The 17589-nt window shown below is 66.0% G+C and carries 19 protein-coding genes; 5 read left to right on the top strand and 14 right to left on the bottom strand.

Features of this window, described 5'->3' with window-relative positions; all coding sequences use genetic code 11:
- Nucleotides 1-27: 27 nt before the first annotated feature.
- Both BX604_RS33950 and BX604_RS40055 read left to right on the top strand, forming a co-directional pair.
- A complete protein-coding gene (locus BX604_RS33950) occupies nucleotides 28-1248 on the top strand; it encodes a cupin domain-containing protein (protein ID WP_098555595.1) in 1221 nt (406 codons plus the stop codon).
- A gap of 54 nt (nucleotides 1249-1302) precedes the next feature.
- Nucleotides 1303-1548, top strand: a complete 246-nt coding sequence (locus BX604_RS40055) for a hypothetical protein (protein WP_011657350.1) — start codon at nucleotides 1303-1305, stop codon at nucleotides 1546-1548.
- Between the two features lie 311 nt (nucleotides 1549-1859).
- Here the strand turns inward: BX604_RS40055 and BX604_RS33935 are convergent, their stop codons facing one another.
- The 10 genes from BX604_RS33935 to BX604_RS33890 form a co-directional block, all read right to left on the bottom strand.
- Nucleotides 1860-2636, bottom strand: a complete 777-nt coding sequence (locus tag BX604_RS33935; protein ID WP_098555590.1) for an MBL fold metallo-hydrolase — start codon at nucleotides 2634-2636, stop codon at nucleotides 1860-1862.
- A 3-nt stretch (nucleotides 2637-2639) separates the two neighbouring features.
- Entirely contained in the window at nucleotides 2640-3785 is a 1146-nt protein-coding gene (bamC, locus tag BX604_RS33930; protein ID WP_098555587.1) for an outer membrane protein assembly factor BamC, read from the bottom strand.
- Between the two features lie 111 nt (nucleotides 3786-3896).
- Nucleotides 3897-4802, bottom strand: coding sequence for a 4-hydroxy-tetrahydrodipicolinate synthase (dapA, locus tag BX604_RS33925; protein ID WP_098555584.1), 906 nt, complete (start codon nucleotides 4800-4802; stop codon nucleotides 3897-3899).
- A gap of 47 nt (nucleotides 4803-4849) precedes the next feature.
- Nucleotides 4850-5452, bottom strand: a complete 603-nt coding sequence (locus BX604_RS33920) for a class I SAM-dependent methyltransferase (RefSeq protein ID WP_098555581.1) — start codon at nucleotides 5450-5452, stop codon at nucleotides 4850-4852.
- 9 nt (nucleotides 5453-5461) lie between these two features.
- On the bottom strand, nucleotides 5462-6664 hold the full coding sequence (locus BX604_RS33915) for a tryptophan--tRNA ligase (protein ID WP_096507264.1): 1203 nt from the start codon (nucleotides 6662-6664) through the stop codon (nucleotides 5462-5464).
- Between the two features lie 8 nt (nucleotides 6665-6672).
- Nucleotides 6673-7335 (bottom strand): site-2 protease family protein, encoded by a 663-nt coding sequence (locus BX604_RS33910; RefSeq protein WP_098555578.1) that lies wholly within the window; start codon nucleotides 7333-7335, stop codon nucleotides 6673-6675.
- 48 nt (nucleotides 7336-7383) lie between these two features.
- Nucleotides 7384-8016, bottom strand: a complete 633-nt coding sequence (locus BX604_RS33905; protein ID WP_098555575.1) for an L-threonylcarbamoyladenylate synthase — start codon at nucleotides 8014-8016, stop codon at nucleotides 7384-7386.
- 72 nt (nucleotides 8017-8088) lie between these two features.
- On the bottom strand, nucleotides 8089-8919 hold the full coding sequence (locus BX604_RS33900) for a 3',5'-nucleoside bisphosphate phosphatase (protein ID WP_098555572.1): 831 nt from the start codon (nucleotides 8917-8919) through the stop codon (nucleotides 8089-8091).
- Nucleotides 8920-9001: 82 nt separating this feature from the next.
- Nucleotides 9002-9892, bottom strand: a complete 891-nt coding sequence (locus BX604_RS33895; RefSeq protein ID WP_098555569.1) for an alpha/beta fold hydrolase — start codon at nucleotides 9890-9892, stop codon at nucleotides 9002-9004.
- A 158-nt stretch (nucleotides 9893-10050) separates the two neighbouring features.
- Complete coding sequence (locus BX604_RS33890) at nucleotides 10051-10917, bottom strand: ferritin-like domain-containing protein (RefSeq protein WP_098555566.1); 867 nt, start codon at nucleotides 10915-10917, stop codon at nucleotides 10051-10053.
- 144 nt (nucleotides 10918-11061) lie between these two features.
- On the opposite strand from BX604_RS33890, the gene BX604_RS33885 reads away from it, so the two are divergent.
- From BX604_RS33885 to BX604_RS33875, 3 genes are all read left to right on the top strand, one after another.
- Nucleotides 11062-11586, top strand: coding sequence for a gamma carbonic anhydrase family protein (locus tag BX604_RS33885; RefSeq protein ID WP_096507258.1), 525 nt, complete (start codon nucleotides 11062-11064; stop codon nucleotides 11584-11586).
- 25 nt (nucleotides 11587-11611) lie between these two features.
- Nucleotides 11612-12562 carry an Hsp33 family molecular chaperone HslO gene (gene hslO, locus BX604_RS33880; protein WP_098555563.1) on the top strand — a complete coding sequence of 317 codons (951 nt, stop codon included), beginning with the start codon at nucleotides 11612-11614 and terminating at the stop codon, nucleotides 12560-12562.
- 134 nt (nucleotides 12563-12696) lie between these two features.
- The gene (locus tag BX604_RS33875; protein WP_098555560.1) at nucleotides 12697-13050 is read left to right on the top strand and encodes a hypothetical protein; all 354 of its coding nucleotides are present in this window, start codon (nucleotides 12697-12699) and stop codon (nucleotides 13048-13050) included.
- Nucleotides 13051-13135: 85 nt separating this feature from the next.
- On the opposite strand, the gene ftsB is transcribed toward BX604_RS33875, so the two are convergent.
- The 4 genes from ftsB to BX604_RS33855 form a co-directional block, all read right to left on the bottom strand.
- Nucleotides 13136-13558 carry a cell division protein FtsB gene (ftsB, locus tag BX604_RS33870; RefSeq protein WP_098555557.1) on the bottom strand — a complete coding sequence of 141 codons (423 nt, stop codon included), beginning with the start codon at nucleotides 13556-13558 and terminating at the stop codon, nucleotides 13136-13138.
- Nucleotides 13559-13639: 81 nt separating this feature from the next.
- Complete coding sequence (eno, locus tag BX604_RS33865) at nucleotides 13640-14923, bottom strand: phosphopyruvate hydratase (RefSeq protein WP_006478406.1); 1284 nt, start codon at nucleotides 14921-14923, stop codon at nucleotides 13640-13642.
- Between the two features lie 106 nt (nucleotides 14924-15029).
- The gene (gene kdsA / locus BX604_RS33860) at nucleotides 15030-15884 is read right to left on the bottom strand and encodes a 3-deoxy-8-phosphooctulonate synthase (protein ID WP_096507254.1); all 855 of its coding nucleotides are present in this window, start codon (nucleotides 15882-15884) and stop codon (nucleotides 15030-15032) included.
- The gene (locus BX604_RS33855; protein WP_098555554.1) at nucleotides 15881-17539 is read right to left on the bottom strand and encodes a CTP synthase; all 1659 of its coding nucleotides are present in this window, start codon (nucleotides 17537-17539) and stop codon (nucleotides 15881-15883) included. Before BX604_RS33855 ends, kdsA begins: the two co-directional genes overlap by 4 nt.
- Nucleotides 17540-17589: the final 50 nt, after the last annotated feature.

Genomic DNA, 17589 nt, shown 5'->3' with positions numbered 1-17589 from the left:
TCTCCCAAATACAAGTCTCATTATACGATGCGCAACCGGTCTCAAGCCGAACCGCGGGATGCCGCTGACGCCGCGCTCGGCGCGCCGCCTCCCGATCTTCCCACGCCGTTGCTCGGCGGTCTCACGCCGGCGCAATTCATGCGCCGCTACTGGCAGAAAAAGCCGCTGCTGATCCGCCAGGCGATGCCTGGCGTGAAAGCGCCGGTCACGCGCGATGCGCTGTTCGAGCTGGCTGCCGACTATGACGCGGAATCGCGACTGGTCACGCATTTTCGTAACAAGTGGCAACTGGCGCACGGCCCGTTCGAACCAGGTTCGCTGCCTGCCGTTTCGCGCAAGTCCTGGTCCTTGCTCGTGCAAGGGCTGGACCTGCACGTCGACGCGGCACGCGCGCTGCTCGACCGCTTCCGCTTCGTCCCCGATGCACGCCTCGACGACCTGATGATCTCGTATGCGACGGACGGCGGCGGCGTCGGCCCGCACTTCGACTCGTACGACGTGTTCCTGCTGCAGGTCGAAGGCCGGCGCCGCTGGCGCATCGGCGCCCAGCAGGATCTGTCGCTGCAGCCGGACGTGCCGCTGAAGATCCTCGAGCATTTCGAGCCGAGCGACGAATGGGTGCTGGAACCGGGCGACATGCTGTACCTGCCGCCGCACATCGCGCACGACGGCGTGGCCGAAGGCGAATGCATGACCTGCTCGATCGGCTTCCGGGCACCGTCCGCCGGGGAGCTGGGCGCGCAGTTCCTGTACTACCTCGCGGAACGCGGCGGCCTGCGCGACGAGCATGGCGACGCGCTCTACCGCGATCCGAAGCAGCCCGCGGTCGGCTCGCCCGCCGAACTGCCGCCGGCCATGGTCGAACGCGTCGCCGAGATCGTCGATTCGATCCGCTGGCGCAAACGCGACGTCGCGGAATTCCTCGGCTGCTACCTGAGCGAGCCGAAATCGAACGTCGTATTCGAGCCGCCGGCACGCCCGCTGTCCGAGGCCGCGTTCGTTGTCCAGGCGTCACGCCGTGGCGTGTATCTCGACAGACGCGCCGCATTGATGTATAACGCGCGCTCGTACTTCATTAACGGCGAGGAAGAACCGCTCGAGCAGGCCGGTGAATGGCTGCCCGAACTGGCCAATCTGCGCCGGATGGAGGCGAAACGGTTTGTAACACTATCCCGGGTTCCCTCAATGACAGCCTTGCTGCACGAATGGTATTGTGCGGGCTGGCTACGGGTCGGAAACCGGATTTAGTGGGCCGCCCCGTATGCCCGTGCAGATCAAATTCTGTATGGGAAAGACAACGTATTGACCCCGCATTTGTCGACGGTCGATAGGAAAGTGCATATAATTTCCGCCCAAGCCGTAGGGAAGATTCACGCTCTAGAAGTGCGTCTCCACCAGCGGCCCAGGTCGGTGTTGGAGCACATTACCGGTATTGTTTCGCGCTGTTGCTTACCTTTAACCATAAAAGGACGTGATCATGAAGAAATCCCTCCTCGTAGCTTCCCTGTTGGCTGCTGTTGCACTGGCTGCTTGCAACAAGAGCGCTGATCAAGCTGCTTCGTCGGCTGCTAGCGACGCATCGGCTGCTGCTTCGTCGGCTGCTTCGGCAGTTGCTGGTGCTGCGAGCGACGCAGCTGCTGCTGCTTCGTCGGCAACGGCTGCTGCGAGCGACGCAACGGCTGCTGCAGCGTCGGACGCTTCGGCTGCTACGGCTGCTCCGGCTTCGGGCGCAAGCCAGTAAGCCTCAGCGTCAGCTGAAAAAAAACCGGCCCGAGGGGCCGGTTTTTTTACGTCCGTCGGTTCCGCGCAGCGCGCCGGGCAACCGTCCGATCGGGTCAGGCGCCGCCGCCCGCCCCCGCTCAGCCGAGCATCAGCCAGTCGAAGCCCGCGTCCTGCGTGGCCACCACCACCTCCTCCCCGTCCGTTCCCAGCACGCCGGCCAACGCCTGGCGGGCCAGCTCCGGCCGATTGTTCTGCTGGCTCAAGTGCGCCGCAACCAGATGCCGCAGGCGGCTGCGTTCGAGCGACGCGAGGATACCGGCCGCCGCATCGTTGCTCAGGTGGCCGTGATTGCCGCCGATCCGCGCCTTCAGCGACTGCGGATAGCGGCTGCCCGCGAGCATCGCGGTATCGTGGTTGGATTCGAGCACTAGCGCGTCGCAGCCGCTCAGGACGGTCGTGATGTGCGGCGTGGCCATCCCGACATCGGTCAGCACGCCGAGCCGGCTGCAGCCGTCCATAAAGACGAACTGGAGCGGTTCCCGCGCGTCGTGAGGCACCGTATAGGGCATCACGGCCAGATCGCGTATCGAAGCCGTCTCGTCACCCCACAGCACGTGGAGATCGACATCGGCCTCGTCCGCGCCCACCGCGCGTGCCGTGCCCCAGCTCATGTAGAGCGGCAGCGAGCCGCGCCGCGCGAGCGTCAGCGCGCTGCCGACGTGGTCGCTGTGTTCGTGGGTGATGAGGATCGCATCGAGATCGTCGATGCCGAGATTCAGGCGGCCGAGCCGGCGCTCGACCTCCTTCGCTGAAAAGCCGCAGTCGAGCAGGACGCGGGTGGTCGTCGTGCCGCTCGAGGCCTCGACGACCAGCGCGTTGCCTTCGCTGCCGCTACCGAGGCTGGCGAAGCGCACGCGTCAGTTCAGCTGCGCGTGGAGCAGCGAGATGATCCGCTGCGCATCCGACGAGTTGTCGATCTGGCCGTTTGCGTCGACCACCGCGACCTGCGTGCCGCCATTGCCCTGCGCGCGCACGTTGACCAGGTATTCCTTGCCGGGCTTGGCTGCCGTCGGGCCGCCGTAGAACAGCTTGCCGAACAGCCCGTCACGCTTGAGCTCTTCCATCGTATTCGCGTAGCGGACGGTATACAGGCCCTTCTCGCGATCGCGATTGTCGACCGCGAAGTTGGTGCGGTCGAGTGCGAGACCGACTCGCAGCCACGCACGATCGAACGATTCGGCCAGCTGCAGCGTCGCCGCGCCGTTGCTCGCGTCGCTGACCTGCGCCTGCGCCGTCGCCGGATGCGCGTCGGCCAGCAGTTGCTTCGCCTGCGCATCGGTCAGGCCGAACTTCTGCATCAGCTTCGACAGGAACACGGCCTCGAGCACCGGATTGCGCGGACGCTCTTCCCAGCGCGACGACGTGCCGCCCTGCGGGCCGACCATCATTTCCTCCATCGCGCTGTGCGTGATCGAGATGTCGGTGTTGCCGTTCGGCGTGCGGGTCACGAGCGTACGGAAACGGTCGCGCGTGCCGGACGAGTAGGCGAAGTCGATGACCTTGCCGATCGTGCGGCGGAACCAGTCGTCAGGAATGTTCCCGCGGTTCTCGGCCCAGTCGGTGGCCATGATGCCGGTCGACGGCGCGTCGGTCTTCAGCGAGAAGCCGTTTTCCTGCCAGAATTCCTTCAGGATCGGCCACAACTGCTCGGGCGTGCGCCCGTCCACGACGAGCCAGCGGTGGTCGCCATCGCGCTCGATGTGCATGCCGAGCGGATCCTGCGCGCTCGGGACGCCGTCGGTGGCGTTACCGGCGGTCGTCGTCGCCCGCGGCGGCAGCGTGCCGAGGCCGGCGTTGGTCGGCGGCGCGATGAACTGCTGCGTCGTCGGCACCGGCTTCAGGTCGCTCGGCACCGCGAGCGGCGGCGCCGAACCCGTGTTCTTGTAGTTGACCCGATCAGGGGCCAGGTAATCGTTCAGCGTATCGCAGCCGGCGAGCGCGCCCAGCGCCAGCGCCACCACCGAAACCTGGATGGCGCGAGAGGAAAAGGCGAAACGTTTCATGAAATCCTTCGTCTTGCTAGAACGCTCGTCAGGAGCGGCGCCGGACGGAGCCGGCCGGTGCGGGTTGATGAGGGGTCGAGCCGGCGGCCGCAGGACGCGGCCGCCTCTGCATCAGGCGAGGACGCCGGCCTCGACGAGGGCCGAACGCACGACATCGTGGCAGCGTTCGTCGAGCGGCGTGAGCGGCAGGCGAATGCCACCCTGCATCTTGCCCATCGCCTGCAGCGCCCACTTCACCGGAATCGGGTTCGCCTCGATGAACAGGTTCTTGTGCAGCGACAGCAGCTTCATGTGCAGCTCGCGCGCCGTGGCGACGTCGCCGGCCAGTGCCGCGCGGCACAGGTCGCTCATCGCGCGCGGCGCGACGTTGGCCGTCACCGAAATGTTGCCGTGGCCGCCGAGCAGCATCAGCGCGATCGCGGTCGGATCGTCACCGCTGTAGATCGCGAAATGCTTCGGCGCGGCCTTGATCAGGTGCGCGGCGCGATCGATGTTGCCCGTCGCTTCCTTCACGCCGATGATGCCCGGCACCTGTGCGAGGCGCAGCGTCGTCTCGTGCGCCATATCGGCGACCGTACGGCCCGGCACGTTGTACAGGATCACCGGCAGGTCGACCGCTTCGGCGATCGTCCTGAAGTGCCGGTACATCCCTTCCTGCGTGGGCTTGTTGTAGTAAGGCACGACCTGGAGCGTCGCGTCGGCGCCGACGGCCTTCGCGTGCTTCGTCAGCTCGATTGCCTCCGCAGTCGAGTTGCCGCCCGCACCGGCGATGATCGGGATGCGCTTTGCCGCATGCTCGACCGCCGTGCGGATCATCAGGATGTGCTCTTCGACGCTGAGCGTTGCCGACTCGCCGCTCGTGCCGACCACGACGAGTCCGTCGGTGCCTTCCGCGATATGCCAGTCGACCAGTTTGCGGAACGCCGGCAGATCGAGACTGCCGTCTTCGAGCATCGGAGTGACGATCGCGGGGATGCTGCCGCGGATTTGAATGCCGTCTTGGGTGCCGTTAGCCATGAAACGCGATTGATTGATGTACCGGTAAACGTTGAGATTGTAGCGGATTAGCCGGGCAGTTCGTAACGTGGAATTCCCGCCCCCGCCGTCGGGGTCGCGCCCTCGCGTACTGCGCAGATGCGCTGAACGAATGCCTCGCGCGGCGCGGCGACGAAACCGTCCTCGTACGCGACCACCCGCAGGCGGCCTCGCACCGCGTCCAGCAACTCGCCAGGAGCGAGCAGGAACGCGGGATTGGACGGTTTGCCGACCGTTTCGTTTCCTTGCGCGAAAGTTTCGTAGATCAGCACGCCGCCCGGCGCCAGTGCGTCAAGCAGATGGGGCCAGAGCGGGCGATGCAGATAATGGGTGACGATCACGGCCGAGAACGACTGCTCGGCCGGCAGCGGCCATGGCGCGCCCTCGAGATCGGCGTCGCACACGTCGACGCCGGGAATCGCGCGCAATGCGGCGAGCGCGGCCGGGTCGCGGTCGACTGCGACGACCGGATGCCCGCGCGACGCGAACCAGCGTGCGTGGCGGCCGCCGCCTGCCGCGACGTCGAGCACCGCGCCGCCTGCCGCGACGAGCCCGGACCACCGGGCGACCCAGCGCGACGGCTCGGTCTGGGCGACGTGGCCGCCCGCGGCGGCAATGACGGGTTCGCGCATGCCGTCAGCTCAGGTGTACGACAAACCCATCGCATCGCGCACGTCGCGCATCGTCTCGACCGCGTGCTTGCGCGCCTTGTCGCAGCCGTCCGCGACGATCGCGCGCAGCAGCGACGGATCGTCCATGTACTTCTGCGCGCGTTCGAGCATCGGCTGCTGTTCGCGCAGGATCCCTTCGACGACCGGCTGCTTGCAGTCGAGGCAGCCGATGCCCGCCGAGCGGCAGCCCTTCTGCACCCAGTCGTGCGTCGCTTCGTCGGTATAGACCTGATGGAGCTGCCACACCGGGCACTTGTCGGGGTCGCCCGGATCGGTGCGGCGCACGCGCGCCGGATCGGTCGGCATCGTGCGGACCTTCTTCGTGATCGTCTCCGCGTCTTCGCGCAGGCCGATCGTGTTGCCGTACGACTTCGACATCTTCTGGCCATCGAGGCCCGGCATCCGCGATGCTTCGGTCAGTAGTGCCTGCGGCTCGACCAGGATGATCTTGCGCGCGCCTTCGAGGTAGCCGAACAGGCGCTCGCGGTCGCTCATCGACAGGCTCTGCGATTCCTGCAGCATCGCGCGCGCCTGTTCGAGCGCCTCGTCGTCGCCCTCCTGCTGGTATGCGTTGCGCAGCTCGTGATAGAGCTTCGCGCGCTTGCCGCCGAGCTTCTTCGCGGCTTCGAGCGCCTTCTCCTCGAAGCCCGGCTCGCGGCCGTACAGGTAGTTGAAGCGGCGCGCGATCTCGCGCGTCATCTCGACGTGCGGCACCTGGTCTTCACCGACCGGCACGAGCGAGCCGCGATACAGCAGGATGTCGGCCGCCATCAGGACCGGGTAGCCGAGGAAGCCGTAGGTCGACAGGTCCTTGTCCTTCAGCTTCTCCATCTGCTCCTTGTAGGTCGGCACGCGTTCGAGCCAGCCGAGCGGCGTGCTCATGCCCAGCAGCAGCGCGAGCTCTGCATGCTCGGGCACCTTGCTCTGGATGAACAGCGTCGCCTGCGCCGGGTCGATGCCGGACGCGAGCCAGTCGATCAGCACGTCCCACACGTTCTTCTCGATGACCTCGGGCGTTTCGTAGTGCGTCGTCAGCGCATGCCAGTCGACCACGCAGAAGAAACACGGGTACTCGGACTGCAGCTTCACCCAGTTTTTCAGCACGCCGTGGTAGTGGCCGAGGTGCAGCGACCCGGTGGGTCGCATGCCGGAGAAAATACGATCAGGGAACATGGTTGTCGTTAGAAAAGCGAGGCGAGTGGAGACAGGATGGCACTCAGGATGCCGGCCGCGGCGTTCACGAGCGGACGCAGCCAGAAGTTCGTCAGCACGCCCGTCGCGACCAGCACGAGGACGATGATGAAACCGTACGGCTCGATGCGCGACAGCGCGATCGATTGCCTCGGCGGCAGCAGCGCCGCCAGAATGCGGCCGCCGTCGAGTGGCGGCAGCGGGAACAGGTTCAGCACGCCGAGCACGAGGTTGGCGCTGACGCCGGCGTAGGCCATCCGCGTGAAGAACGGCTCGTCGATACCGGTCGCGGCAAGCACGACGCTCAGCACGCCCCAGATCAGCGCCTGCACGAAATTGCAGGCGGGACCGGCGAGCGACACCCACAGGCTGCCCCAGCGCGGATCGCGCAGGTTGCGGAACGACACCGGCACCGGCTTCGCATAGCCGAACAGGAAGGCGCCGCCGGTCAGGAAATACATCGCGAGCGGGATCGCGATCGTGCCGATCGGATCGATGTGACGCATCGGGTTGAACGACACGCGCCCCATCATGTAGGCGGTGTTGTCGCCGAGCAGGCGGGCGGCGTAGCCGTGCGCGGCCTCGTGCAGCGTGATCGCGAAGATCACGGGCAGCGCGTAGACGGCGATGGTCTGTATCAGGGAAGCATCCATATCGCGTTATTGTAACAAGCGCACTCGCGCAAAAAATGAATGGCGCGCTTACGCGGCCGAGAGGTCGAACGGTTCGAGTGCGCCGCGCCCCGCGCGCACGAGTTGCGGCTCGTCGCCCGTCAGGTCGATCACCGTCGACGGCTCGCGCGGACACGCGCCGCCGTCGATCACGAGATCGACCTGCTTCTCGAGCCGCGCGCGGATGTCGTCGGGGTCGTTGAGCGGCTCGTCGTCGGGCGGCAGGATCAGCGTCGTACCGAGCAGCGGCTGGCCGAGCGACTCGAGCAACGCGAGCGTGATCGCGTGATCGGGCACACGCAGCCCGATCGTCTTGCGCGACGGGTGCGACAGCCGGCGCGGCACTTCCTTCGTCGCCTGCAGGATGAACACGTACGGGCCCGGCGTCACCGACTTGATCTGCCGGTACTGGCGGTTATCCACCATCGCGAAATTGGCCAGCTCCGACAGGTCGCGCACGAGCAGCGACAGGTGCTGCTTCTCGTCGAGACCGCGGATGCGGCGCACGCGCTCGACCGCATCCTTGTCGTCGAGATGGCACGCGAGCGCATAGCTCGAATCGGTCGGCATCGCGATGACGCCGCCCTTGCTGACGATCTCCGCGGCCTGATTGATCAGGCGCGGCTGCGGATTATCCGGATGAATCCTGAAGAACTGGGACATGGGAACACGTAAAGAGGGAAGAATCGGATGCGCGCGACGGCGGCAACACGAACGGCGGACGGCCGATTCGCGTCAGAGCCAGCGCTCCCAGACCGGTTTCAGGTCGGGCGGCAACGGCGGCAGGCTGCCGAGCTCGATACGGCCCTCGCCCGGCGCATGAAAATCCGAGCCGCGCGACACCTCGAAGCCGAAGCGGCGGGCAACGTCCGCATATTCGCGGTACTGGTCGGGCGTGTGGCTGCCCGTGATGACCTCGATCGCGCGGCCGCCGAGATCGATGAACTCGCCGAAGAATGCGTCGAATTCGACCGGCGTATAGCGGTAGCGGCCGGGGTGCGCGACCACGGCCTCGCCGCCCGCGGCGCGGATCCAGGCAACCGCGTCGGGCAGCGCCGCCCAGCGGTGCGGGACGAAACCGGGCTTGCCGTCGCCGAGCAGGCGGTCGAATACGTCGGAGGTCGATGCGGCATGGCCGTTCTCGACGAGAAAGCGCGCGAAGTGGGTGCGCGAGATCAGGTCGGGATTCGATACGTACTTCAGCGCGCCTTCGTACGCGCCCGGAATGCCGAGCGTCTCGAGCTGCGCGGCGATCGCCTTCGCACGCGCGGCACGGCCGTGGCGCGTGCGATAGAGGCCGTCGACGAGTGTCGGGTTCGAAGGGTCGATATTCAGCCCGACGATGTGCACGGTGCGCGACGCCCACGTGACCGAAATCTCGACGCCGCTCAGATAACGCATCCCGAGCGCTTCCGCCTCGCTGCGCGCCGCCGCCTGACCGCCGATTTCGTCGTGGTCGGTCAGCGCCCACAGGGTCACGCCGCCGGCATGGGCGCGGCGCGCGACATCGGTAGGCGACAGCAACCCGTCGGAAACATTCGAATGGCAGTGGAGATCAGCGTTCATTGTCGGTATGGCAGGTGAAGCTTCATTCTACTGCAACGCGACAATTCCGCCGCCCGCCTGCCCCGCCACTGCCGCCGCCGGCCTATGCGCAGAACGCTTCGATCAGCGCCGCGATCTGCTCGGGCTGGTCGTGATGGACCATGTGGCCGGCATCTTCGACGAGCTTTTCGCGCCAGTCCGCGAACGCGCTGAAGCGCGCCTTGAACTCCGGCAGCGGAATGTCGCCTGCAAGGTATGCGAGCGTCGGCGAATTGACGGCCTCGACGTGCAGCACCTTCGCGCGCACCTTCGTCCAGACGGCCATCACCTCGTCGAGCCGGTACAGCATCGGGCCCGCCATCTTGTGCGCCGGATCCGCCAGCAGGTGATACAGGCCGTCGTCACCACGCTTCGACCAGTGCGCGGCGAGAAACGCGGCGCGACGCGGATCGAGCTGCGGGTTGGTCTTGGTCAGCCGGGCCGCCACCTCGTCGAGCGACGCGTACGGGCGCAGCACCGGCGGCTCGCGCAGTTCGTCGAGCCAGCCGCGCAGCCGGCGCGGTGCCTGCTCGGCGCGCGCCGGTGCAAGCCCGAACCCTTCGAGATCGACCACCCGCCGCACCCGCTCCGGCCGCGCGCCCGCGTACAGGCATACGACGTTCGCGCCCATGCTGTGCCCGACCAGGTTGACTTCGCCGGTCGGCGCATAGTGGTCGACGAGCGCGTCGAGATCGCCCAGGTACTCGTGGAACCAGTAATGGCCGCCACCCTGCCGCGCGACCGGCCAGTCGGACAGGCCGAAGCCGCGCGCATCCGGTGCGATCACCTGCCAGTCGCCGGCGAGCGCGTCGACGACGAACTGGAACGATGCCGCGACGTCCATCCAGCCGTGCAGCATGAACAGCGTCGGCGCGTCGGGCCGGCCCCAGCGCCGCACATGCAGCCGGACGCCGCGGACCGTGACGAAATCGGAAACAGAACTCGAGGCATTCATTGCAGCCGCCAAAAAAAAGAATGATCGTTCGATTATAGCGGCGGCGCTTTCGTTCCGGCACGCGGCAGTGGAGGCGGGTCTCTAGCGGCAACGCGCCCAGGGCGCAATCGTTGGCGCCCAGGCGCCGGCGATTGCCGTCGGGCGTGCCTGCGACCGCGCTAGTCCGCGGCCTTCCCGACGCCCGCCTCCGCGCCGTCCTGCGCGGCCAGTTCGTCCAGCTCCGCCTGCTCGAATCCCGCGGTACGGCGCGCGTCGAAATTGAACGGGCCGCGCAGCCGCGGCGCATGGTATTGCGCGGCGAGTTCGCGGTAGGCCGGCACCGGATCGAGACCGGCCTCGTCGCACAGGTGCCGGAACCAGCGGTTCCCGATCGCGACATGGCCGATTTCGTCGCGCAGGATCACGTCGAGGATCGCCGCCGATGCATCGTCGCCCGCCTGCACGAGCCGCGCGCGAATGGGCGGTGACGCGTCGAGCCCGCGCGCCTCGAGCGTGCGCGGCACGAGCGCCATCCGCGCGAGCACGTCGGCCCGGGTCCGTTCGCACATGTCCCACAGTCCGTTGTGGGCAGGAAAGTCGCCGTACGCGTGCCCGAAAGCGACGAGCCGGTCGGACAGCAGCGTGAAGTGATAGGCCTCCTCGGCCGCGACCTTCAGCCAGTCCGCATAAAACGCCTCCGGCAGCCCGCGAAAGCGCCACACGGCGTCGAGCGCAAGGTTGATCGCGTTGAATTCGATATGGGCGAGCGCGTGCAGCAACACCGCGCGCCCGGCAGGCGAGCGCATGCTGCGCCGCTCGAGCTGGCGCGGCTCGACGAGCGGCGGGCGCGCCGGGCGGCCGGGCAGCCCGGCCGGCTCGCCCAGGTCGAGCGACGGCGAGATCGCGGCCCGTCCGGCCAGCAATGCGTCGTACAGCGCGTGGACCTGCGCGGCCTTGGTGGCCGGCTCGGAGATCTGCAGCGCGTCGAGCGCGGCGCGGCGCACGCAGGCCGGCGCAGCAGCAAAAGAAGAAGACGCCATGTTCATCAAACCGGGACACCGCCCGAGTGCATCGCGGGAGCGTATGCACGCGACGGTTTACAATATGCGTTTGTGCCGCGACGCAACGCGCCGGGCACGCCAGACGCGCCATTCTACCGGCGCCCATCATCGAAGAGACCAGGAGACTCCGTGACGATCTACAAACTGGGCGATACGGCCCCGACGATCCACGAAAGCGTATTCGTCGCCGATACGGCGGCCATCATCGGCAAGGTCGTGCTCGAGGAAAATGCGAGCGTATGGTTCGGCGCGACGATTCGCGGCGACAACGAGACGATCACCGTCGGCGTCGGCAGCAACGTCCAGGAAGGCGCGGTACTGCATACGGACCCCGGCTTTCCCCTGACGATTGCCGAAAACGTGACGATCGGGCACCAGGCAATGCTGCACGGGTGCACGATCGGCGAAGGTTCGCTGATCGGTATTCAGGCGGTGGTCTTGAATGGAGCGGTCATCGGCCGCAACTGTCTGGTAGGCGCCGGCGCGGTCGTGACGGAAGGCAAGACGTTCCCGGACAACTCGCTGATTCTCGGCGCACCGGCGAAAGTCGTGCGCGAGCTGTCGGCAGACGACATCGCGCGGCTGCGCGCAAATGCGAAGACGTACGTCGAGCGGCGTGCGCATTTCAAGGAGCAACTCGTGCGGATCGGGTGATTCGCACGGATTTCAAGGAAGAAGAGTGAGCGACCAGTTACAGAAATTCATGTTCAATTCGGCACCGGTGCGCGGCGAGATCGTTTCGCTGCGCAACACGTGGCAAGAGGTGCTCGCGCGCCGCGACTACCCTGCCCCGGTGCGCAACGTGCTCGGCGAGATGATGGCCGCGTGCGCGCTGCTGTCCGCGAACCTGAAATTTCACGGCACCCTGATCATGCAGATCTTCGGCGACGGGCCGGTCCAGATGCTGGTCGTCCAGTGCAGTTCGGATCTGTCGATACGGGCCACGGCCAAGTTCGCCGGTGACTCGGCCCAGACGATCGGCGACGACACGAGCTTCGCGTCGCTCGTCAACGCGAGCGGCCACGGCCGCTGCGTGATCACGCTCGACCCGGCCGACAAGCTGCCGGGCCAGCAACCGTACCAGGGCATCGTGCCGCTGAACGGCGTCGACGGCCCGCACGAATCGGTTTCGCAGGTGCTCGAGCATTACATGCATCACTCGGAGCAGCTCGACACGCGGCTGTGGCTCGCCGCGGATCGCGATCGGGCCGTCGGCATGCTGCTGCAGAAGCTGCCGGGCGACGGCGGCATCGTGCCGCGCAACGCCGAGACGGACGTCGACACGTGGGAGCGCGTCTGCACGCTCGGCAGCACGCTGTCCGCGAAGGAACTGCTCGAGGTCGAACCGGAAGTCGTGTTCCGGCGGCTGTTCTGGCAGGAAAACGTGCAGCACTTCGAGCCGACCGGCGCACGCTTCCAGTGCTCGTGCTCGCGCGAGAAGGTCGGCGCGATGCTGCGCATGCTCGGCCGCGACGAAGTCGACAGCGTGATCGTCGAGCGCGGCCACGTCGAAATCCACTGCGAGTTCTGCAACCAGCGCTACGAGTTCGATCCGGTCGACGTCGCGCAGTTGTTCGCCGCACCGGAGGTCGCGACCGGCATCACGCCCGCGACCGGGCAGCGTCACTGACGCGCGCGCCTGCGCCCGCGATGCGGGTGCGGGCGCATAATGACGCACGAGCGTCGCACGCACGGCTCAGGCGCCGCAGGCCTGCCCTTCGGCGCAAGCCGCTTCCCGCCGTCGGCGCGCTGCTGGAGAAACCCATGGATTACCCGTTCCGCTCCGTCGTCCTGACCGGTGTCGTCGCCGGCACGCTCGCGCTCGCCGGCTGCGCGGTCCAGCCCACGTCCACGATCCTGAGCCGCCTGCCCGAGCCGGGCGCATCGGGCGGCCAGCCGCCCGCGCTGTCGAGCGCCGAGCGCAAGCGCTACGACGAGATCGACAAGCAGGTGCTGCGAGACCAGAACAACGCGATGGCGGCCGAAGCGGCCGCACGCGCGTGGGCGTATTACGCGCCGCCGCCCGTGACCGTCTATGGCGGCTATTACGGCGGCTGGGGCAACCGGTGGGGAACCGGCGTCGGCTACGGCTATGGCTATCCGGGCTGGTGGTGGTAATGGTGCGCCGGGTCGATTGACGACTGCCAGGAAATAAAAAAGCGCGGTATTTCCCGCGCTTTTTCAATGGTTCGGACTGCTGCGCTCAGTGATGCGCGGCCTTGCCCTTCTCGCCGTGATGCCGCGACGATCTCGCCATCGGCGGAGGATTCGGCACGATCCGCACGGGCGCCGCGGATATGTCTGCGCGTATCGCGGTACTCGCCGGCGTGTTGTTCAGCGGGCCGGCCGGCGCATTCGGCGACACGAACTGCACGAATACTTCGCCGTCCTTCACCATGCCCATCTCGTAGCGCGCACGCTCCTCGATGGCCGCGGTGCCGCTTTGCAGATCCTGCACTTCGCCGGCGATCCGCTCGTTGCGCAATTTCTCGTCCGCATTCTTCTGGAGCTGGTCGTCAAGCTGCTGACGCAATTCGTGCACCCGCAGCCAGCCGCCGTGTCCCCACCATAGGGGGTACTGAATGAGCGCCAGCAAGGCAATCAGGACGACAGTGACAAGCCGCATGTAGGAAAGCAGATATAAGAAGCGCCGCTCCGCGCGACATGCACAGAGCGGCGTCGAGATGACGAACCCGATAGTAGCGCGTTAGCGCAGGTTATAGAAAGCCGATTTGCCCGGGTAGCTCGCGATATCGCCGAGATCTTCCTCGATACGCAGCAGCTGGTTGTACTTCGAGATGCGGTCGCTACGCGACAGCGAACCCGTCTTGATCTGACCGGCGTTCAGGCCAACCGCGATGTCCGCGATCGTCGAATCTTCCGTTTCGCCCGAGCGGTGCGAGATCACGGCCGTGTAGCCCGCGCGCTTCGCCATCTCGATGGCTGCGAACGTTTCGGTCAGCGTGCCGATCTGGTTGATCTTGATCAGGATCGAATTGGCGATGCCCTTCTCGATACCTTCCTTCAGGATGCGCGTGTTCGTGACGAACAGGTCGTCGCCGACCAGCTGCACCTTCTTGCCGAGGCGGTCGGTCAGCAGCTTCCAGCCGTCCCAGTCGCTTTCGTGCATGCCGTCTTCGATCGACACGATCGGAAACTTGTCGGCGAGCGTCGCGAGGTAGTCGGTGAATTCGGCCGACGACAGCTGCAGGCCTTCGCCCGCGAGCTGGTACTTGCCGTCGTGGTAGAACTCGGACGCCGCGCAGTCGAGCGCGAGCAGCACGTCTTCGCCCGCACGGTAGCCTGCCTTCTCGATCGCCTGCAGGATCGTCGACAGGCACTCGTCGTTGCTGCCGAAGTTCGGTGCGAAACCGCCTTCGTCGCCGACTGCCGTGCTCATACCGCGGTCGCTCAGGATCTTCTTCAGCGCGTGGAACACTTCCGCGCCGCAACGCAGTGCTTCACGGAACGTCGGCTGGCTGACCGGAACGATCATGAATTCCTGGATATCGAGGCTGTTGTTCGCGTGCGCGCCGCCGTTGACGATGTTCATCATCGGCACCGGCAGTTGCATGGCGCCCGAGCCGCCGAAATAGCGGTACAGCGGCAGGCCTGCCTCTTCGGCAGCAGCCTTCGCGACGGCCATCGACACGGCCAGCATCGCGTTCGCGCCGAGGCGCGACTTGTTGTCGGTGCCGTCCAGCTCGAGCAGCGTCTTGTCGAGGAACGCCTGTTCCGACGCGTCGAGGCCCATGATGGCTTCGGAGATTTCGGTGTTGATGTGCTCGACTGCCTTCAGCACGCCCTTGCCGTTGTAGCGGCCGGCTTCGCCGTCGCGCAGTTCGATGGCTTCACGCGAGCCCGTGGACGCACCCGACGGGACCGCCGCGCGGCCCATCGTGCCCGATTCGAGCAGCACGTCGCATTCGACGGTGGGGTTGCCGCGCGAATCCAGAATCTCGCGGCCGATGATATCTACGATTGCACTCATGGGTTTCCTCTGAGAATGACGATGGATTCTTCAAACTGCGACGGCGCGCACGCCGGAAGCGCTTTCGCTACAGACGCGCGAAGCCGCCGCAAGGTTCATTCGATCTTTAATTGAAATCGTTTTCCAGGAACGGATTGCGCTTCACCGCCTGGTCGAGCGTGACGAGGGTCTCCAGCAACGCGCTCATCCGGTTCAGCGGCACCGCGTTCGGGCCGTCCGACTTCGCTTCGGCCGGATTCGGGTGCGTCTCCATGAACAGGCCCGCGACGCCCGTTGCGACCGCCGCACGTGCGAGCACCGGCACGAATTCGCGCTGGCCGCCCGAGCTCGTGCCCTGCCCGCCCGGCAACTGCACCGAATGGGTCGCATCGAACACGACCGGCGCGCTCGTCTCGCGCATGATCGCGAGCGAACGCATGTCGGACACGAGGTTGTTGTAGCCGAACGAAACGCCGCGCTCGCACGCCATGAAGCGGTCTTCCGACAGACCGGCTTCACGTGCGGCGTCGCGCGCCTTGTCGATCACGTTCTTCATGTCGTGCGGCGCGAGGAACTGGCCCTTCTTGATGTTGACGGGCTTGCCCGAGCGCGCGCACGCATGGATGAAGTCGGTCTGGCGGCACAGGAACGCCGGCGTCTGCAGCACGTCGACGACCGACGCGACCTGCTCGATCTCGTCGATCGAGTGCACGTCGGTCAGCACCGGCAGGCCGAGCTGGCGCTTCACCTCGCCGAGGATCCGCAGACCCTCGTCCATTCCGAGGCCGCGAAACGACTTGCCCGAACTGCGATTCGCCTTGTCGTAGGACGACTTGTAGATGAACGGAACGTTCAGCTTCTCGCAGATTTCCTTCAGGCGGCCAGCCGTGTCGATCGTCATTTGCTCCGATTCGACAACGCAGGTACCCGCGATCAGGAAGAAAGGCTGGTCGAGACCGACCTCGAAATCGCACAGCTTCATGCTTTCACTCCGTGCGCTTGCTTGTTGGCGAGCGCAGCTTCGACGAACGACTTGAACAGAGGATGGCCATCACGTGGCGTGGACGTGAATTCCGGGTGGAACTGGACGCCGACGAACCACGGGTGCATCGAACGCGGCAGCTCCATCATTTCCGGCAGGTCCTCGCTCGGGGTACGGGCGCTGATGATAAGGCCGCCGGCTTCGAGCTGGGGCACGAAGCGGTTATTGACTTCATAACGGTGGCGATGACGCTCGTTCACATCCTTGCCATAGATCTCTTCGGCCATCGTGCCGGGCTTGATCGGGCAACGTTGCGAACCGAGGCGCATCGTGCCGCCCAGATCGGACTCTTCGGTGCGCATCTCGACCTTGCCTTCGCGGTCGTACCACTCGGTGATCAGCGCGACCACGCGTTCCGGCGTGTCCGGATCGAATTCCGTGCTGTTCGCCTGCTTCAGGCCGACGACGTCGCGCGCGAACTCGATCACCGCGAGCTGCATGCCGAGGCAGATGCCGAGGTACGGCACCTTCGCTTCACGCGCATAGCGGATCGCCGCGATCTTGCCTTCCGTGCCGCGACGGCCGAAACCGCCCGGCACCAGCACGGCGTCGAGATGCTTCAGGCTGTCGACACCGTTCGACTCGACTTCTTCCGAATCGATGTACTCGATGTTGACCTTGGTCGCCGTGTGCAGCGACGCGTGGCGCAGCGCTTCGATCAGCGACTTGTACGATTCGGTCAGATCGACGTACTTGCCGACCATGCCGATCGTCACTTCGTGCTTCGGGTTCTCGAGCTTCTCGACGAGTTCCGCCCACATGCTCAGATCGGCGTCCTTCGGCGACAGCTTCAGCTCTTCGCAGATGATCCGGTCGAGGCCCTGGTCGTGCAGCATCTGCGGAATCTTGTAGATGCTGTCGGCGTCCCACACCGAGATCACGGCGTCTTCGGGCACGTTCGAGAACATCGAGATCTTCTTCGATTCGTCGTCGGGGATGCGGCGGTCCGCACGGCACAGCAGCACGTGCGGCAGGATGCCGATCTCGCGCAGCTTCTGCACGCTGTGCTGGGTCGGCTTCGTCTTCAGCTCGCCAGCCGTCGCGACGTACGGCACGAGCGTCAGGTGCACGAAGCACGCGCTGTTGCGGCCGAGGCGCAGGCTCATCTGGCGCGCGGCTTCGAGGAACGGCAGCGACTCGATGTCGCCGACCGTGCCGCCGATCTCGACGATCGCGACGTCCGGTTCGCCGCAGGTGGCCGATGCCGCCCCGCGCTCGATGAACGCCTGGATTTCGTTCGTGATGTGCGGAATCACCTGCACGGTCTTGCCGAGATAGTCGCCGCGGCGTTCCTTGCGGATCACCGATTCGTAGATCTGGCCGGTCGTGAAGTTGTTGGCCTTGCGCATCTTCGTGCTGATGAAGCGCTCGTAGTGGCCGAGGTCGAGGTCAGTCTCCGCTCCATCTTCCGTCACGAACACTTCGCCGTGCTGAAACGGGCTCATCGTGCCGGGGTCGACGTTGATGTAGGGATCGAGTTTGAGGAGGGTGACTTTCAGACCGCGCGATTCGAGGATCGCGGCGAGAGAGGCGGCGGCAATACCCTTGCCGAGGGAAGAAACTACGCCGCCGGTGACGAAAACATATTTGGTCATCGCTGGATGCTCGCGGGAAAAACGGATTATACCGTAAAGCCCGCCCTTCT

It is taken from the genome of Burkholderia sp. JKS000303, assembly GCF_002563755.1.
Lineage (GTDB): Bacteria > Pseudomonadota > Gammaproteobacteria > Burkholderiales > Burkholderiaceae > Burkholderia > Burkholderia anthina_B.
The sequence above is the reverse complement of the archived record's forward strand: the minus strand, read 5'-3'. Positions and strand labels throughout refer to the sequence as shown.

Bases quoted from the DNA above. Each gene is read 5' to 3' on its own strand.
- BX604_RS33895 (WP_098555569.1), bottom strand. From the start codon at position 9,892: ATGAATGCCTCGAGTTCTGTTTCCGATTTCGTCACGGTCCGCGGCGTC.
- BX604_RS33905 (WP_098555575.1), bottom strand. From the start codon at position 8,016: ATGTCCCAGTTCTTCAGGATTCATCCGGATAATCCGCAGCCGCGCCTG.
- dapA (WP_098555584.1), bottom strand. From the start codon at position 4,802: ATGGCTAACGGCACCCAAGACGGCATTCAAATCCGCGGCAGCATCCCC.
- BX604_RS33910 (WP_098555578.1), bottom strand. From the start codon at position 7,335: ATGGATGCTTCCCTGATACAGACCATCGCCGTCTACGCGCTGCCCGTG.
- BX604_RS33900 (WP_098555572.1), bottom strand. From the start codon at position 8,919: ATGAACGCTGATCTCCACTGCCATTCGAATGTTTCCGACGGGTTGCTG.
- BX604_RS33950 (WP_098555595.1), top strand. From the start codon at position 28: ATGCGCAACCGGTCTCAAGCCGAACCGCGGGATGCCGCTGACGCCGCG.
- BX604_RS33855 (WP_098555554.1), bottom strand. From the start codon at position 17,539: ATGACCAAATATGTTTTCGTCACCGGCGGCGTAGTTTCTTCCCTCGGC.
- kdsA (WP_096507254.1), bottom strand. From the start codon at position 15,884: ATGAAGCTGTGCGATTTCGAGGTCGGTCTCGACCAGCCTTTCTTCCTG.
- BX604_RS33920 (WP_098555581.1), bottom strand. From the start codon at position 5,452: ATGCGCGAACCCGTCATTGCCGCCGCGGGCGGCCACGTCGCCCAGACC.
- BX604_RS33875 (WP_098555560.1), top strand. From the start codon at position 12,697: ATGGATTACCCGTTCCGCTCCGTCGTCCTGACCGGTGTCGTCGCCGGC.
- bamC (WP_098555587.1), bottom strand. From the start codon at position 3,785: ATGAAACGTTTCGCCTTTTCCTCTCGCGCCATCCAGGTTTCGGTGGTG.
- eno (WP_006478406.1), bottom strand. From the start codon at position 14,923: ATGAGTGCAATCGTAGATATCATCGGCCGCGAGATTCTGGATTCGCGC.
- BX604_RS33890 (WP_098555566.1), bottom strand. From the start codon at position 10,917: ATGAACATGGCGTCTTCTTCTTTTGCTGCTGCGCCGGCCTGCGTGCGC.
- BX604_RS33915 (WP_096507264.1), bottom strand. From the start codon at position 6,664: ATGTTCCCTGATCGTATTTTCTCCGGCATGCGACCCACCGGGTCGCTG.
- ftsB (WP_098555557.1), bottom strand. From the start codon at position 13,558: ATGCGGCTTGTCACTGTCGTCCTGATTGCCTTGCTGGCGCTCATTCAG.